This window comes from Methylobacterium ajmalii (genome assembly GCF_016613415.1).
Lineage (GTDB): Bacteria > Pseudomonadota > Alphaproteobacteria > Rhizobiales > Beijerinckiaceae > Methylobacterium > Methylobacterium ajmalii.
In genome coordinates, this window is record NZ_JACWCT010000130.1 from 37,839 (window position 1) to 52,898 (window position 15,060).

16 protein-coding genes and 1 pseudogene are annotated in these 15,060 nt (G+C 66.4%); 7 read left to right on the forward strand and 10 right to left on the reverse strand.

The features are described 5' to 3' along the window. Positions 1 to 283: 283 nt before the first annotated feature. Positions 284 to 946, forward strand: coding sequence for an acyl-homoserine-lactone synthase (locus HPY23_RS24620; RefSeq protein WP_236012469.1), 663 nt, complete (start codon positions 284 to 286; stop codon positions 944 to 946). A 47-nt stretch (positions 947 to 993) separates the two neighbouring features. Here the strand turns inward: HPY23_RS24620 and HPY23_RS24625 are convergent, their stop codons facing one another. Then, positions 994 to 1,659 (reverse strand): response regulator, encoded by a 666-nt coding sequence (locus tag HPY23_RS24625; RefSeq protein WP_060845703.1) that lies wholly within the window; start codon positions 1,657 to 1,659, stop codon positions 994 to 996. Between the two features lie 408 nt (positions 1,660 to 2,067). Here HPY23_RS24625 and HPY23_RS24630 point away from each other — a divergent pair, with 408 nt between their 5' ends. Both HPY23_RS24630 and HPY23_RS24635 read left to right on the forward strand, forming a co-directional pair. Continuing rightward, the gene (locus HPY23_RS24630) at positions 2,068 to 3,351 is read left to right on the forward strand and encodes an AAA family ATPase (protein WP_200601507.1); all 1,284 of its coding nucleotides are present in this window, start codon (positions 2,068 to 2,070) and stop codon (positions 3,349 to 3,351) included. Next, entirely contained in the window at positions 3,335 to 3,982 is a 648-nt protein-coding gene (locus HPY23_RS24635; protein ID WP_091885235.1) for an RloB family protein, read from the forward strand. The genes HPY23_RS24630 and HPY23_RS24635 overlap by 17 nt, the downstream gene beginning before the upstream one ends. A gap of 138 nt (positions 3,983 to 4,120) precedes the next feature. Here HPY23_RS24635 and HPY23_RS24640 read toward each other — a convergent pair. The 5 genes and pseudogenes from HPY23_RS24640 to HPY23_RS24660 all read right to left on the reverse strand — a co-directional run. Then, a pseudogene (locus tag HPY23_RS24640) lies at positions 4,121 to 4,389 on the reverse strand (YjbQ family protein); the annotation flags it as partial. Positions 4,390 to 4,413: 24 nt separating this feature from the next. Then, positions 4,414 to 4,683, reverse strand: coding sequence for a hypothetical protein (locus HPY23_RS24645; protein WP_236012470.1), 270 nt, complete (start codon positions 4,681 to 4,683; stop codon positions 4,414 to 4,416). A 421-nt stretch (positions 4,684 to 5,104) separates the two neighbouring features. Further along, positions 5,105 to 5,557: a secondary thiamine-phosphate synthase enzyme YjbQ gene (locus HPY23_RS24650; protein WP_060845702.1), complete on the reverse strand. Its 453-nt coding sequence runs from the start codon at positions 5,555 to 5,557 to the stop codon at positions 5,105 to 5,107. Further along, positions 5,554 to 7,248, reverse strand: coding sequence for a cisplatin damage response ATP-dependent DNA ligase (locus HPY23_RS24655; RefSeq protein ID WP_091885232.1), 1,695 nt, complete (start codon positions 7,246 to 7,248; stop codon positions 5,554 to 5,556). The genes HPY23_RS24650 and HPY23_RS24655 overlap by 4 nt, the downstream gene beginning before the upstream one ends. Next, the gene (locus HPY23_RS24660) at positions 7,245 to 8,441 is read right to left on the reverse strand and encodes a ligase-associated DNA damage response exonuclease (protein ID WP_091885229.1); all 1,197 of its coding nucleotides are present in this window, start codon (positions 8,439 to 8,441) and stop codon (positions 7,245 to 7,247) included. Before HPY23_RS24660 ends, HPY23_RS24655 begins: the two co-directional genes overlap by 4 nt. 98 nt (positions 8,442 to 8,539) lie before the next feature. Between HPY23_RS24660 and HPY23_RS24665 the strand changes: the two genes are divergently transcribed. Then, complete coding sequence (locus HPY23_RS24665) at positions 8,540 to 9,469, forward strand: class I SAM-dependent DNA methyltransferase (RefSeq protein WP_091885225.1); 930 nt, start codon at positions 8,540 to 8,542, stop codon at positions 9,467 to 9,469. 84 nt (positions 9,470 to 9,553) lie between these two features. On the opposite strand, the gene HPY23_RS24670 is transcribed toward HPY23_RS24665, so the two are convergent. Beyond that, a complete protein-coding gene (locus tag HPY23_RS24670) occupies positions 9,554 to 10,459 on the reverse strand; it encodes a LysR family transcriptional regulator (protein WP_091885222.1) in 906 nt (301 codons plus the stop codon). An 89-nt stretch (positions 10,460 to 10,548) separates the two neighbouring features. On the opposite strand from HPY23_RS24670, the gene HPY23_RS24675 reads away from it, so the two are divergent. After that, complete coding sequence (locus tag HPY23_RS24675) at positions 10,549 to 10,986, forward strand: PACE efflux transporter (RefSeq protein ID WP_091885219.1); 438 nt, start codon at positions 10,549 to 10,551, stop codon at positions 10,984 to 10,986. Between the two features lie 137 nt (positions 10,987 to 11,123). Here the strand turns inward: HPY23_RS24675 and HPY23_RS24680 are convergent, their stop codons facing one another. Continuing rightward, positions 11,124 to 11,360, reverse strand: coding sequence for a hypothetical protein (locus HPY23_RS24680; protein WP_060845697.1), 237 nt, complete (start codon positions 11,358 to 11,360; stop codon positions 11,124 to 11,126). A 514-nt stretch (positions 11,361 to 11,874) separates the two neighbouring features. Continuing rightward, positions 11,875 to 13,077, reverse strand: coding sequence for a pyridoxal phosphate-dependent aminotransferase (locus HPY23_RS24685; RefSeq protein WP_091885216.1), 1,203 nt, complete (start codon positions 13,075 to 13,077; stop codon positions 11,875 to 11,877). A 258-nt stretch (positions 13,078 to 13,335) separates the two neighbouring features. Between HPY23_RS24685 and HPY23_RS24690 the strand changes: the two genes are divergently transcribed. Further along, a complete protein-coding gene (locus HPY23_RS24690; protein WP_139234934.1) occupies positions 13,336 to 14,466 on the forward strand; it encodes a helix-turn-helix transcriptional regulator in 1,131 nt (376 codons plus the stop codon). A gap of 16 nt (positions 14,467 to 14,482) precedes the next feature. Here the strand turns inward: HPY23_RS24690 and HPY23_RS24695 are convergent, their stop codons facing one another. Beyond that, complete coding sequence (locus HPY23_RS24695) at positions 14,483 to 14,692, reverse strand: DUF1236 domain-containing protein (protein WP_329618827.1); 210 nt, start codon at positions 14,690 to 14,692, stop codon at positions 14,483 to 14,485. Between HPY23_RS24695 and HPY23_RS24700 the strand changes: the two genes are divergently transcribed. Further along, the coding region (locus HPY23_RS24700; protein WP_200649686.1) for a hypothetical protein at positions 14,609 to 15,060 on the forward strand (452 nt) is incomplete at its 3' end. The two genes, HPY23_RS24695 and HPY23_RS24700, sit on opposite strands and share 84 nt — an antisense overlap.

Consider the following 15,060-nt stretch of genomic DNA (forward strand, 5'->3'; position numbering starts at 1 on the left):
CGCAAGGGATGTCGCGAGGCTCCGATCGCGCCCGGCGTCAGCGACATCATTCCTAGTCCTCGATAATTTGAGTCGGCCCGCCTCGATCGCACCTTGAGTTGCAAAATAGCCTGGGCGCCCGAGCAAAATATTTCTCCCTACAGTTCGGAACAGTCTCTATTTTTCTTCAACACGTCACGAATGCAATCAAACGCAAGACGACGGCAAGATCCCCGTAAATTTACGGTCTTTCTCATTCTAGGTTTAAAGCTCAAGAAGTGCTCCAGAGCAAGGAGCCCTGATCTTGATCACGATCATCGATCGCGAAAATTACCGCGACCATGCGGCGCTTCTCGACCGGATATACTGCTTCCGGCATCGTCTCTTCGTCGAGACGATGCGGTGGGAGGCGTGCCGCAAGCCGGACGGACGCGAGCGCGACCAGTTCGACGGGCCGGACTGCATCCACGTCGCCGGAACCGACGACGGCGAGGTGGTGTCGTATTCGCGCCTGCTGCCGACGACCCGGCCGCACCTGCAGACCCACGTCTATCCGCAGCTGCTGCAGGGCGCGACGGCGCCGAGCGGGCCGCGCCTCTTCGAGTGGACGCGCTGCGGCGCCGCGCCGTGGCGGCGCGCCTCCGCCACCGCCAAGGACCCGATCGCCGGGCGCCAGTTCGTGGCGGTGGCCGAGCTGACCGGGACGCTCGGCCTCGACGGCTACCTGATCCAGGCCCACCCGATCATGATCACCCACCTGGCGACGATGGGCTGGGACACCGAGCCCCTTGCGCTGCCGATGATGTACGACGGCAACCCGCTGGTACCGTTCATCGCCCGCTGGACGCCGGCCACCGCCGACACCACCCGGGCGGTCTTCGGGCTGGAGGGCACCGCCTACGACGTGCCGCGCGGGCTCGGACGGGACGAACGCGACCGGGCGCGGCCGGACCTGCGGTTCGCCTGAGGCGGCACCGGCCCGCCGGGGCCCGCACCGGCTCGCCAGAGCCGGCTTTATTCCACCCCGGCCGGTGGCTTGAGGGTCGCGCCGATCCGCGAGGAGACGATCACCGCCTGGGTGCGGCTCTCCACGCCGAGCTTCTGCAGGATCGCCGAGACGTGGGCCTTCACGGTCGCCTCCGAGACCCCGAGCTCGTAGGCGATCTGCTTGTTGAGCAGGCCTTCGGACAACATCATCAGCACCCGCACCTGCTGCGGCGTCAGGGTGGCGAGGCGGCGCATCAGGTCCGCCGTCTCCTTGTCCTCGGAGGCCGACAGCTCGATGTCGGGCGGCGACCAGTTGCCGCCGGCCAGGACCTCGCCGATCGCCTCGCCGATGCGGTCGACCTCGAGGGATTTCGGGATGAAGCCGGCGGCGCCGAAATCGAGGGCGCGGCGGATCACCACCGGGTCCTCGTTGGCCGAGACGATCACCACGGGGATCGCCGGGTGCTGCGCCCGCAGGTAGATCAGCCCGGAGAAGCCCTGGACCCCCGGCATGGTCAGGTCGAGGAGCACGAGGTCGATCTCGTCCTCGGCATCGAGGACCTTCGTCAGCGGTTCGAGCCCGCTCGCCTCGATGATCCGGGCACCGGGCAGGATCGCCGTCACCGCGCCCCTGAGGGCGCCGCGAAACAGCGGGTGGTCGTCCGCGACGACGATGGTGGTCCCGGAACCCAACTCACTCCCCACCACGGCACCTGCGCTCCTTGGCGCCTCTCGGCCTACTTCTTTTGTCTCTATAGCTTTTTTGGTGGGGTTGAAACCGGAGGCTGTGAGTTCTCCACGCTGGTATGTGGCTGGCGGATTGCGGAGGCGGCGAAAGCTTATAACCACCCAGATTGCTGAGGAGCTGTTGCGCCGCAAGGGTTTATTTTTAAAATCAATAACTTATGCATTTTGCGGCATGCGTGGAATCTATCAACGCAACTTCAAATTGATATATCTGGCGGGCGGTATCAAATTTGTGGACTTTTCACGATTTTTGCAGATATGATCTTTATGGGCTCCGGGCCAGTGAGCAGGTGCATGTTACTCGCGTTTCGATTCAAGAATCACAGATCATTCTTAAAGGGAGGCGAATTATCCTTGCTCTCCCACCGTGCGGACAAGACACATCCTGAGTCCCTCATTCATCCCCCAAAAGATGCTAAAGTACCATCTCAAGTATTACCCGTGATTGCCATCTATGGTGCAAACTCGGCAGGTAAAACCAATGTTTTAGGAGCATTTTCTTATCTTAAAACAGCGGTCGTAGAATCTCAATCCGGATGGCGCCCCAATAGTGGGACTAAATCAGACCGATTTATTGGTCGCATAGGCGCCGAAAGTCCTATCAGCGTAGAGGCAGATATCATTTGCAAAGGAGAGAGATACAGATACGGTTTCGCGGCAAACTCCCGATCGTTTGAGGAAGAATGGCTTTATCATTACAAAAAAGGGAAAGAAAGTTTGATATTCATGAGAAATACGTCGTTAAGAGACGAAAAAAATATCACAAATGTTGAATTTGGAGACTTGTTTGGTGGCGATACTCTTTATCGTGAAGGTATCGAAAGAAGAGTTCGTGACGACAGTCTACTTCTTTCCGCCGCCGCACAAGACAACCATCCTGCCTGTATCGAAATTTATAACTGGTTCGACAATTATGTAAGCTCTTTAAGTTTAGAAACATCCTCCGATAGAGCTAATGCGCAAATAACGGCGTCTTTTTTGGCGCAACATGACGACGATTACATGAAAAAAAATGTAATTACACTTTTAAAACCTGTTGAGCCGAATCTAATTGATATAATTATTAGCAAAAACGCGAAGACAAAAATTCCAAATTCAATGCGTGAAATGTTACAGCCAGACGCGATCGCAAGCATTGAAAGTTTTCTAGCATATGAAATAGATTTTGTATTCAAGCGTGGACGCTCAAAGATACGACTTCCATTCAATAAACAATCAAAAGGATTTCAGAAATTTTTTAGCATGTGCGTGACGATTTATTTTGCTCTGCAGGCGGGTGAGGTTCTTCTTGTTGATGAACTGGAAACTAGTATTCATCCACATCTTGCGAGATTGATCGTTGAAATGTTTCAAAGCAAAGATATTAATTTTGGCGGAGGTCAATTGATATTTACGACCCACGATACAGGGCTACTTGACCAAGCCTTACTAAGGAGAGATCAAATTTGGTTTGTCGAAAAAAATCAAATGATATCCGATCTTTATTCTTTACTGCAGTTTAGCCCGAGGAAGGACGAAAATTTAGAACGAGGTTACCTACGCGGAAGGTATGGAGCTATACCCGCACTTGGGATTGATTTATCACTTCTCAGCAATTCTGGCTTAACCGCTGAGGCTTCCGATGCGTCAGCCGACTAACGGCTTCGGCAAATCGCTTAAGCCTCGCATTTCTGGGAAAAAGCGGTCAAAATCACGAGTAATCGCTGTCGCATATGACGGTGAGAGAACGGAAGATCGGTATTTTAAAGGCTGGAAAATTCAAATCGGAACTGCCGCCACCGAGATTAGGCCTTACTACGTAAAAAGCGGCGGCAATGTGCTGCAAGCTGTTGAGAAATGTGTGCAGTGGCTCGAACGAGAAGGGCCGTTCGAAGAAATATATTGCGTATGCGATACAGACGATACCACTGCAGAAAACCTTCGTAAGGCGATGGCGCTTGCTGCGAGTAAAAATATCAACCTCTGCCTCTCTACTCGGTCTTTTGAAGTTTGGATCGCCCTACATTGGGATGGAATGTCTTCGGCGCCGGTAAGCAGCGAGGACGATGCCATCGCGCTGGTGGCAAAGAATTATAAAGCCTACAACAAAAAATGCAAAGAAGTCGAATTTAATGTTCTATTTCAAAGAACTGATATCGCATGCCGCAACGCTGAAGCTCTTATCAAACGAAATCTTCCTAATCCGGCAACGGATGTCCATAAGCTAGTGAGAAAATTATTGAATATATATAATAAAATAAAAAATAATTCAAAAGTTAAGAAAAAATAAAAATTATTATATTAAATATTTTAATAAAGATCGTCAACACACCCTTTAGTTTTGTCTTTAAATTTCTGCCAAGTCTCTGGCTTGATATAGCTTAACGGTCCGATGCGCCAGCATCTTATGTCACTTGCACCCAGGAATTTACATTATTTCGCTTTCAAAAAGCAATGATATGATCTCGCGCCAACGCGGCCGGTCGCGATGCTCGATCAGATAAATGCCCCGCCGGGTGTCGAGCGCCAGGCGCCCCTCGACCGGCGGAATCATTAGCGCCACGTCGGTGAACAGAGTGCGGATATGCGCCAGTATGTCGCCCAAACATTCGCTACCGTGGACGTACCCGCGTGACGTGGCGCCAGACCGTCGAGAAAAGTCATCGGGTCGGCGCAGACGTCCGGGTTGGCATTCTCCTAAATCGTCAGTGCCGGCGAAGCTCAGTCGAGCGCGCCGGTGCGGGCGGCCGCGGCCGGCTCGACATATCCGCGCGCGACCAGCTCGGGCTGGGGCGCGGTCCGCCGGGGAGCGGCCGGGACCGGCTGGGGCGTCGTGGCGAGTTCGGCCCAGGGCCGCACGACCGCAGTCTCGCGGGCCATCTCGCGCATGATCGGCGGGAAGACGGTGACGGAGGATGCACGATCCTGCGCATGCGCCGAACCAGCCGACAAGACGAACAGAGACAGTGCACAATATTTCAGGGCCGACATCGCAATTCCCCATCGATTGATCGAATTTGATTTAAAAGAACATAGCTTTTTGTGCAGCGCAATATGCCAATCGAATATTTCTTTAGGATAGGATTTTGCGAATCATAACTCACACAAGCGCGCGGAACGGCAATAAAATGCCACGTTTCCGGAAGCCGACGATCTGCGGAAACTGAGGCTCGCGATTCGATCCGCGGAAACACGTCGAGGGCGGCGCGGCCGATCGTACAGTCGGGACATGTTGCAGATCATCCGCCACGAACGGCGCCGGCGCCTCGGCACGCCAAGGCCCGACACGACGGCGGATCGGGCGGGGACGGCCGATTCTGTGCCTTGCTCGACCTTCCCTGCCGCCCGCGAAACTCATGGCGAGCGCCGCCCCCGGGACAGGCTGGCGCGGGCCGATCCCCTCGCGAACCGCTCACGCCCCGGCGAGGTGCAGCACGATCTCGCGCCGGTGCGGCCGGTCGCGGTGCTCGATCAGGTAGATCCCCTGCCAGGTGCCGAGCGCGAGCCGCCCCTCGACCAGCGGGATCGTCAGCGCGGCGTCGGTCAGGAGGGTGCGGATATGCGCCGGCATGTCGTCCGGCCCCTCGATGCCGTGGACGTAGGGCACGTCGCGGGGCGCCAGCCGGTCGAGGGCGGTCATCAGGTCGGTGCGCACGTCCGGGTCGGCATTCTCCTGGATCGTCAGCGAGGCCGAGGTGTGACGGCAGAACACCGTCAGGAGGCCGTGGCGCAGGCCCGCCTCGCGCACGAAGCCCGCGACCTCCGCGGTGATCTCGGTGAAGCCCTGGCCGCGCGTCTCGACCACGAGGCGCCCGCTCGCCTGGCGGGTGACCGGGCCGCTCGCCAGCATCTCGACGCGTCTCATTCGGTGATCTCCCGTCCCGGATGCACTTCCGTCTCGCCGCGGGCGAGGATGCGCTCGAGCGCCTCGATCCGGTCGGCCTCGGCGGTCGGCTTGTCCCAGCGGATGCGGCTGACGCGGGGAAACCGCATCGCGACGCCGGACTTGTGCCGGGTCGAGCGCTGCACGCCCTCGAAGGCGATCTCCAGCACCAGCCCTTTGCCTAAGCCGTACTCTACCTCCCGCACCGGGCCGAAGCGCTTGGTGGTGTGGTTGCGGACGTAGCGGTCGAGCTTGGCCAGCTCCTCGTCGGTGAAGCCGTGATAGGCCTTGCCGACCGGCACCAGCTCCTCGGCCCCGTCCGGCGCCTCGCGCCAGACCCCGAACGTGTAGTCGGAGTAGAACGACGACCGCTTCCCGTGTCCGCGCTGGGCGTACATCATCACGGCATCGACGCGGTAGGGCTCGCGCTTCCACTTCCACCATGGGCCCTTCGGCCGGCCGGGCTGGTAGGGGCTGACGACACGCTTGAGCATCACGCCCTCGATCGCGTCGGCGTCCGGCCCCGCCCCGACCGAGGCCGGGTCGGCCCGGGCCGCGGCGAGCGCCGCCCAGTCGGCGAACGGCACCAGGGGCGAGAGGTCGATGCGGGCGTGGTCGAGCCCGCCGACGAAGCGCTCGAGCCGCGCCCGGCGCTCGCTGAACGGCAGCGGCCGCAGGTCCTCGCCGTTCTCGGCCAGGAGGTCGTAGGCCCGGACATGGGCGGGGAAATCCTGCAGCAGCTTGCCCGTCACCGTCTTCCGGTTAAGGCGCTGCTGCAGCACGTTGAAGCTCTGCACCCGCGCGTCGCGCAGGATCAGCAACTCGCCGTCGAGGGCGCCCGAGAAGGTGATCGCCTCGGCGAGGTCGGGAAAGGCGCCGGAGATGTCCTCGCCGGTGCGCGAATAGATTTTCTGGACCTGGCGCCCCTCGCCGTCGCGCCCGCCGGCGAGCTGGACGCGGATGCCGTCCCACTTCCATTCGGCCGAGAACGCCTCGGCGTCGAGCTTGTCGAGGTCGGCCTCCTCCTCGATCGGGTGCGAGAGCATGGCGGGGCGGAACGGCGCCGGGTTGATCGATTCCGGCGGCCCGGTCCTTCCCTCGACCCAGGCGAAGAGTTCCGGGTAGGGCGCCTGCAGCCCGTGCCAGACCTCCTCGACCGCATCGGCCTCGTGGCCGCCGAGGCTCGCCACCGCGGTCTTGGCGAGCCGCGCGGAGACGCCGACCCGCAATTCCCCGGTGATGAGCTTGAGGAGCGCCCAGCGCCCGGTCTCGTCGAGGGCGTCGAGCCAGGCGGCGAGCCGGGCCGGCAGCTCGCTCTTGCCGATGGTGGCGAGGCTCTCGACCACCTCCGACAGGGTCGGGACCGGCGGGTTGTTGTGGCCGGGGCCCGGGCTGCCGTCGCGCTTGGGCCAGATCAGCGCCGTCGTCTCGGCGAGGTCGCCGACGTAGTTGTAGGACAGGCGAAACAGCACCGGATCGACGCGGGCCTCGACGAGGCCGCGGATCAGGCCGGGCTTGGCCTCGCGGAAGCTGAGCGAGCCGGTCATGGCGGCGAGCGCGTAGCCGCGGTCCGGGTCGGGGGTGTGCCGGAAGAAGTCCTGGAGCAGGCGCAGCTTGGCGTTGCGGCGCGGCTCGTAGGCGAGGCGGTCGAGGAGATGGGCGAAGTCGTTCACGCCGCACTCTCCTTGGCCCTGGTCTTCCGGGCGCGGCCTCTCGCGGGCTTGGCGGTGCCGGGCTTGCCCGCTTCCGGCTCGGCATCCCGGGGCTCTGCATCCTCAGGCTTGGTGTCGTCCGCCTCGCCCTGCTCGGACCTCTTCTCCTCGGACTTGTTTTCCTCGACCTTGCCCTCCGGCTCCGCCTCGCCCTCGTCGCCGTAGCCTAGCATGTGCAGGGGCTTGGCCCGGATCCCTTGCGTCTCGCACCAATGGACCAGGGCGTCCTCCTGGCCGTGGGTGACCCAGACCTCGCCGGCTCCGGTGTCCTTGATGGTGCGGCAGAGGTCGTCCCAGTCCGAATGGTCGGAGACGATGAGCGGCAGCTCGACGCCCTTCTGGCGGGCGCGGGCCCGCACCTGCATCCAGCCCGACGCGAAGGCGGTGACGGGATCGGGAAACTTTCGCGACCACAGGTCCTGGATCGCCGAGGGCGGGCAGAGCACGATCCTGCCGCCGAGCTTCGGCCGCTCCGCCGCCACGACCTTGATCGTCTCGCCGACGTGGATGCCCTCGCGGCGATAGAGGTCGGTCAGCTTCTCCATGGCGCCGTGCAGGTAGATCGGGTCGGAAAATCCTTCCTCGCGCAGGAGCGCCATCACCCGCTGCGCCTTGCCGAGCGCGTAGGCGCCGACGATGTGGGTGCGCTCGGGAAACAGCCGGACCGAATCGAGCAGGCGGCGCACCTCGTCGCGGGCCTCCGGGTGGCGGAAGACCGGCAGGCCGAAGGTCGCCTCGGTGATGAACACGTCGCAGGGCACGACCTCGAAGGGCCGGCAGGTCGGATCCCGCGCCCGCTTGTAGTCGCCCGAATTGACGATCCGGCAGCCGCCCTGCTCGATCGCGATCTGGGCCGAGCCCAGCACGTGGCCGGCCGGATGGAAGCGCACCGTGACGTCGTTGAGCCGGATCTCCTCGCCGAGCCGCGCCTCCTGGCGGGTGCGGCAGAACTCCTCGCCGTAGCGCACCGCCATGATCCGCAGGGTCTCGGGCGTCGCCAGAACGGCGCCGTGGCCGGCCCGGGCGTGGTCGGCATGGCCGTGGGTGATGAGGGCGCGCGGGACCGGGCGGACCGGATCGACGTGGAAATCGCCCGGCGGGCAGTAGAGCCCCTCGCGGGTCAGGGTGAGGAGGTCGGTGGGGCGCGGCGCCATTGACCCTCGTTTCGGAGGACTAGCCTCTTCTCGGCTGCGGAGCCGGGTATATAGGCGGTCCTTCCCGTCCGTCCCGCGATCCCGAGACCCCCGCCGCGATGCCCGCCCCCACCCGCTCCTCCGGCGACCTCCTCGCCGACCGCCGCTACGCCTGGGCGGAGGCGGCCCTCGGCGAGGGCGACGCGGAGGCCGCGGCCGACCTCGCCGCCCAGGTGCTGGAGATCGCCCCCGGCTACGCCCCGGCCTGGCTGCTGCTCGGCCGCGCCCGCATGCCCGATCCGGCGCAGCGCGAGGCGGCCGCGGCGGCGTTCCGGGCGGCGCTCGCCCTCGATCCCGACGACCCGCTCGGCGCCCGGCTGTACCTCGCCGAGCTCGGCGAGGCCGACGGCGCGGCGAACGCGGAGGCGATCTCGCCGGCCTACGTGCGGGCCCTGTTCGACGGCTACGCGGGTCGCTTCGAGCGCCACCTCGTCGAGGGCCTGGGCTATTGCGGCCCGGCCCTGATCCGGGCGGCCCTGGAGCGGCTGCGGGGCCCCGACGCCCGCTTCGCCACCGTGCTCGACCTCGGCTGCGGCACCGGCCTGATGGCCGCGGCGCTCGACGGCCTCGCCGGAACCCTCGTCGGCGTCGACCTCTCACCCGGCATGCTGGCCGAGGCGCGCCGCACCGGCCGCTACGCCCGCCTGCACGAGGGCGACCTGCGGGGCTTCCTCGCCGCCGAGCCCGCGGCGAGCGCCGACCTCCTGGTGGCCGCCGACGTGTTCATCTACCTGCGCGAGATCGGCCCGGTGCTGCGCGAGGCCGCCCGGGTGCTCGCACCCGGCGGCCTGTTCGCCTTCACGGTCCAGGGCCATCCGGGCGCGCACGGCGCCGTGCTCGGCCCCGACGGGCGCTACGCTCACGGCGTCGCGACGGTGCGGGACGACGCGGCCGAGGCGGGGCTGATGGTGTCTGTGTTGGAACCGGCCGAGATCCGGCGCCAGAACGGGGCCGGGGTGCCGGGGTGGCTGGTGGTGCTGGGGCGGTAGGTTCTCGCCTTCTCGCCACTCCGCGTCCGTGCCGGCGAAGCCCGGACGGACGATCGAGAGCTTTCGCGACGGTGGATCCGACCCTCATCCGACCCTGCCGCCGCCCTCCCCGCCGATCCGCTCCGCCGCGAAGCGGTCGCGCAGCCAGGCCGCGGCGGGGCCGCAGGGGCGCTGCTTGTGCCAGACGAGTTCCAGCGCAACCGGCCAGTCGCCCTCGTCGAATTGCAGGTCCGGCGTGACGAGGTAGGGCGCGGTGAGCGAGGCGGCGATGACGTGGTCGGTGACGAAGGCCCAGCCGATCCCGTGCTTGACCATCTCCAGAATCACCCAGTGGCTCTCGACCCACCAGACCTCGGCGGCGATCCGCAGGCGGCGCTTCTCCGGCCCGTCGCTGCGGGCGGCGACCAGGATCTGGCGGTGGCGCTTCAGCTCCTCCCACTCCACCCGCGCCTTGGCGAGCGGATGGTCGCGGCCGCAGACGAGCTTGAGCGGCACCCAGCCGATGGTCTGGAAGCCGAGCTCCGTCGGCAGCACCTCCTGGCGCCACATCACCCCGAGGTCGGCGGCGCCCGACTGCACCATGCGGCTGACATCCTCCATCAGCGGGAAGAGCAGCTCCAGTTCCACGTGCGGGAAGGCCCGGGCGAATTCGGCGAAGAGGGCGCCGAGCGCGTGCTCGGGATACAGTTCGTCGATGGCGACGACGAGCCGGTTTTCGATCCCCTGCTCCAGGCTGCTCGCCACGCCGATCAGGTGCTCGCGCCGATCGAGCACGACCCGCGCCTCCTGGAGCAGACGCTCGCCGGCCGGGGTGAGCACCGGGTTGCGGCCGGCCCGGCTGAACAGCGCCAGGCCCAGATCCGCCTCGAGATTCGCGACCTGCACGCTGACGGCCGACTGCGCCTTCCTCAACGTCCGGGCCGCACCGGAGAACGAGCCGGCCTCGGCCGCCGCCACGAAGGCCTGGAGCTGATCGAGCGAGACCGTCATCTATCCGATTTCCCGATATGTCCCAACTTGCGACCGGGAGCATCGCAGATAGAACGCGGCGCATCCATCACCGCACCGGGACCGCCACCATGCGCAGCACGCGCGACCGCATCCGCCACGCCATCCTGTTCGAAGTCATCGGCCTCGCGCTCATCATCCCACTCGGAACGCTGGCGTTCGGCCTGCACGCCTCCGCGATGGGGGTGATCGGGATCGGCAGCGCCGTGACGGCGACGGCGTGGAACTACGTCTACAACCTGGGCTTCGACCACGCGATGCAGCGGCTCAAGGGCCATACGCGCAAGAGCCTGCCGCTGCGCGTAGGGCACGCGGTGCTGTTCGAGGCCGGGCTGCTGGTGATCCTGCTGCCGCCGATCGCCTGGTATCTCGGCATCGGTCTGCTCGAGGCCCTGGTCATGGATCTGGCGATCGCGGCCTTCTACGTGGCCTACGCGTTCCTGTTCAACCTCGCCTACGACCGGGCCTTCCCGGTGCCGGGCTGGGCCGGGGCCGCCCCGGCGCGCTGAAGGCGCGCCTTTCAGGGCACCATGGGCGCTGAAGGCGCGCCTTTCCAAGGCATCATGGGCGCTGAAGGCGCGCCCATTCAGGGCGTCATGCATGGTCGAGGCGCGCCGGCCGTCGCATCGCCGGGCGCCCTCGGCGATCAGCGCCGCTTCCCCTCCCCGGCGGCCTCGGACATCAGCCGGCCGAGGCCGCGCTGGTCGTAGGCCTTGTCGGCGCGGCGGGGCGCGATGGCGCCGGTCGTCGCCGGATCGACCACGGAGGCGAGGGCCGGGCCGGGCGCGCGGTCTTGCTCGCGTACCGCGATCCAGTTCGCCGCCGTGGTCAGAGCCGCGATCGCGATGATGACTTTGATTCCACCCAGGAGGAGGCGCCACATGGCTGGTCGAGACCCACGATCGGTGTGCGGCCGGCAATCCGGCCCGTCCCGACATCCTTGAGCCACAGGACTTAACGGGCGGCCTTCACGGTCCCGGGGCGGGCCGTCCCACATCGGGAGAGTGGGCGAGGCCGGCGGGACAAGTCTGGTGGGCCTTGCGCCAGGATCGCGGTTCCTGTTCCCCGGAACCCTGACGCTCCGGCGACTGCTCGGCCCACTGAGCCTCACAGGAATGAGTTGCAGAGAACTGGTCCGCCCCACCCCGTCATCGCCGACCTCTTTGCCGCACAGCCCGGACGGGTTCCGGAAGCCACCGGGCGCGCCGGCATCGAGGACGGTCCGTGTAGGACAGACCGGGCCGGAGGGGCAACCGGAATGCGGGCGGCGGCCTTGCGTCGAAACGCGCCTGCCCCGTGCCCTTGACCGGAGGACGCCAAGAGCCCGGGGGCAAAAAACCCGGCGGGGACTTGGCCCGCCGTGTCGATTCATCCCGCCATCCTGCAGCGCGGCGCGCTCAGCGCAGCGAGCCGCAGAAGCGCTGGATGCGGCGGCAGGCCTCTTCCAGCAGCTGGTTCGAGGTCGCGTAGGAGATGCGCAGGTTGGGCCCGAGGCCGAAGGCCGAGCCGTGCACCGAGGCGACGCCCTCGGCCATCAGGAGCTCGGTGACGAAATCCTCGTCGGTCTCGATCACCTTGCCCGACTCGGTGCGCTTGCCGATCAGCTCGGCGCAGGACGGGTAGACGTAGAACGCACCCTCCGGTGTCGGGCAGCGCAGGCCGTTGGTCTGGTTGAGCATCGACACGACGAGGTCGCGCCGAACCTGGAACGCCGCCCGGAACTCGGCCAGGTGGTCCTGCGGCCCGTCGAGGGCGGCAACGGCAGCCCATTGCGAGATCGTCGCCGCGCCCGAGGTCTGCTGGCCCTGGACGAAGTCCATCGCCTTGATCAGCTGCTCGGGGCCGGCGGCGTAGCCGATGCGCCAGCCGGTCATGGCGTAGGACTTCGAGACGCCGTTCATGGTCAGCGTGCGCTCGTAGAGCGCCGGCTCGACCTGGGCCGGGGTGACGAAGGTGAAGTCGCCGTAGACCAGGTGCTCGTACATGTCGTCGGTGAGCACCCAGACGTGCGGGTGGCGCACCAGCACGTCGGTCAGCGCCTTCATCTCGGCGTGGCTGTAGGCGGCGCCCGACGGGTTCGAGGGCGAGTTCAGGATCACCCACTTGGTCTTCGGCGTGATGGCGCGCTCCAGCTCCTCGGGCTGGAGCTTGAAGTTCGTCGCCATCGTGGTGTCGGCGAAGACCGGGGTGCCGCCGCACAGGCCGACCATCTCCGGGTAGGACACCCAGTAGGGCCGCGGGATCACCACCTCGTCGCCCGGGTTCAGGGTGGCGAGCAGCGCGTTGTAGATCACCTGCTTGCCGCCGGTGCCGACGATGGTCTGGCTCGGCTTGTAGTCGAGACCGTTCTCGCGCTTGAACTTCTTGGCGATGGCCTCGCGCAGCGGGACGATGCCGGAGACCGGCGGGTACTTGGTCTCGCCGCGGGCGATGGCCTCGACCGCCGCCTGCTTGATGTGCTGGGGCGTGTCGAAATCCGGCTCGCCGACCGACAGGCTGATGACGTCGCGCCCCTGGGCCTTCAGGTCCCGCGCCTTCTGGGTCATCACGATGGTGGCGGAGGGTTTCACGCGCGAGAGGGCGTCGGCCAGAAAGCCCATGATGATCGACTCCAGAACCTGTGAAAGACGCCCGGTCGGGCAGGGTCCTGGCCGTCCGGGTCTTCGAGCGGGCCGGACCCTAGTCGCGCGCGCCAGCGCGAGCAAGCCGCGCCTTGCTCGAAGAACGGGCGCCGGAGCCCGCAATGCATCGGTAGCCTGGACAATTGCCGCGCCCGCGTGACACCGTTTCCGCCCCGGGGCGACGGCCCCGGGCGGACGGGGTCGGCGGCGATGGGCGAGGCGGAGCGCCTGCGGGCGGTGAGCGAGGAAATCGGCCTCGCGATCGACCACGCCGCCTGCGACCCCGGCGCCTGGGACGGGGTGATGGCCACGATCGGCCGGCTCATGCCCGGCATCTGGCCGGTGCTCCAGGTCGTCGACGCCGCCGCCGGGACCGGGCTGCCCCTCGTGCACTGGGGCTGGGACCCGGCCGACGTCGCCGCCTACGAGGCGCATTACGGCGCGGTGAACCCGTGGATCTCGGTGATCCTGTCGACGCCCGAGATGGTGTCGATGCATTCCGAGGAGCGGATGCCGGCCGCCACGCTGCACCACACGGAGTTCTACACCGACTGGCTGTCGCGGCTCGGCGGCATGACGGCCTCGAGCGGGATCAAGCTCCTCGACGCGGACGGCCGCCTGGCAGTGCTGAACCTGCAGCACGAGCAGGCGCGGGCGGCGCGCGAGCAGGGGCGGCTCGGCGAGGTCATGGCGCGGATCGGGCCGCGGATGCGCCGGGCGATCGAGACCAACCGGGCCTGCTTCTCCCCGGGCGCCGCCCGCGGGCCCGGGGAGACGCTGCTCGAGCGGGTGGCCGACCCGGCCTTCGTGGTGACCCGCGACCTGCGCCTCGTCGAGGCGAGCCGGGCCGGCCACGACCTCCTCGCGGAAGGGACGGTCCTGCGGGTCGGCGCCCTCGACCGTGTGCAGGTGCGGGACCCGCGGCTGGCCGAGACCGTGGCCCGGGAGGTGGCGCTCGCCTGCGGCGGCGTGCCGGGGCCCGCCGTTCTCCCGGCGACCCAGGGGCCGGTCCGGATCGGGGCGACGCGCTGGCAGGTCACGGCGATCGGGCTGCGCCAGGACCTGCGCGGAGTCGTCGGGATGGCGCGGCTGCTGGTGCCGGACCAGCTCGCCCTGGTGGTGCTGCGCGGCAGCGCCGCGGACGAGGCCCGGGAGCGCGACCGTCTCGCCGCCCTCGGGCTGTCGCCGGCGGAGACCCGCCTCGCCCTGCTGATGGACGGGTCGCGCTCCCTGGTGCAGGCGGCCGAGGCGCTGGGCATCCGCCACGAGACCGCCCGCTCGCAGCTGCGCCAGGTCTTCGCCAAGCTCGGGGTATCGCGGCAATCCGAGCTCGCGGTGTTCGTGCTCCGGCTCAGGCAGCGCGCCTGAGCCGGCGCGGCCGGCCTCAGGCCGGGATCACGTCCACGATCTCGTAGGTGTCGGGATCGATGATGACGATGTCGTCGCCGACCAGCACGTACTGGAAGCCGCGATAGGCCGGGACCAGGGTGAGGATCGCCGGCGGCAGGGCGTGCAGCGTCACCGAGCGCGGCACCGCGACGCCGGCGCGCAGGGCGAAGTTGACCCCCGTCAGCGGCCGAACACCGGAGCGCACGATGGTCTGGCGGAACTCGGTGCGCCGGGTGGTGTCGAGGCGCGAGACGGCGCCCCGGGCCTCGGCGCGACCGCCACCGCGCTCGCCGCGTTCGGCCCCACGCTCGCCCCGCTCGGCTCCCCGTTCTCCGCGCTCACCACGCTCTGCGCCGCGCTCACCGCGCTCTCCCTTCTCGGTGCCGCGCTCACCGCGCTCGCCTCTCTCGGCGCCGCGCTCACCACGCTCTCCCCGCTCCGCCCCACGCTCGCCGCCCGGCTCGGCCCCGCGTCCGCCCCGTTCGCCCTGCTCGGCCCCGCGCCCGCCGGCACCTGGCTGAGCGCCCTCGCCACCGGCCCGGCCACCGGGGGCACCCGGCTGCTGGCCTGCGC

Excerpts from the sequence above, each read along its gene's own strand:
- HPY23_RS24660 (WP_091885229.1), bottom strand. The coding sequence starts at position 8,441 with ATGGCGCCGCGCCCCACCGACCTCCTCACCCTGACCCGCGAGGGGCTC.
- HPY23_RS24650 (WP_060845702.1), bottom strand. The coding sequence starts at position 5,557 with ATGAGACGCGTCGAGATGCTGGCGAGCGGCCCGGTCACCCGCCAGGCG.
- HPY23_RS24635 (WP_091885235.1), top strand. The coding sequence starts at position 3,335 with ATGCGTCAGCCGACTAACGGCTTCGGCAAATCGCTTAAGCCTCGCATT.
- HPY23_RS24685 (WP_091885216.1), bottom strand. The coding sequence starts at position 13,077 with ATGGGCTTTCTGGCCGACGCCCTCTCGCGCGTGAAACCCTCCGCCACC.
- HPY23_RS24645 (WP_236012470.1), bottom strand. The coding sequence starts at position 4,683 with ATGTCGGCCCTGAAATATTGTGCACTGTCTCTGTTCGTCTTGTCGGCT.
- HPY23_RS24680 (WP_060845697.1), bottom strand. The coding sequence starts at position 11,360 with ATGTGGCGCCTCCTCCTGGGTGGAATCAAAGTCATCATCGCGATCGCG.
- HPY23_RS24675 (WP_091885219.1), top strand. The coding sequence starts at position 10,549 with ATGCGCAGCACGCGCGACCGCATCCGCCACGCCATCCTGTTCGAAGTC.
- HPY23_RS24670 (WP_091885222.1), bottom strand. The coding sequence starts at position 10,459 with ATGACGGTCTCGCTCGATCAGCTCCAGGCCTTCGTGGCGGCGGCCGAG.
- HPY23_RS24665 (WP_091885225.1), top strand. The coding sequence starts at position 8,540 with ATGCCCGCCCCCACCCGCTCCTCCGGCGACCTCCTCGCCGACCGCCGC.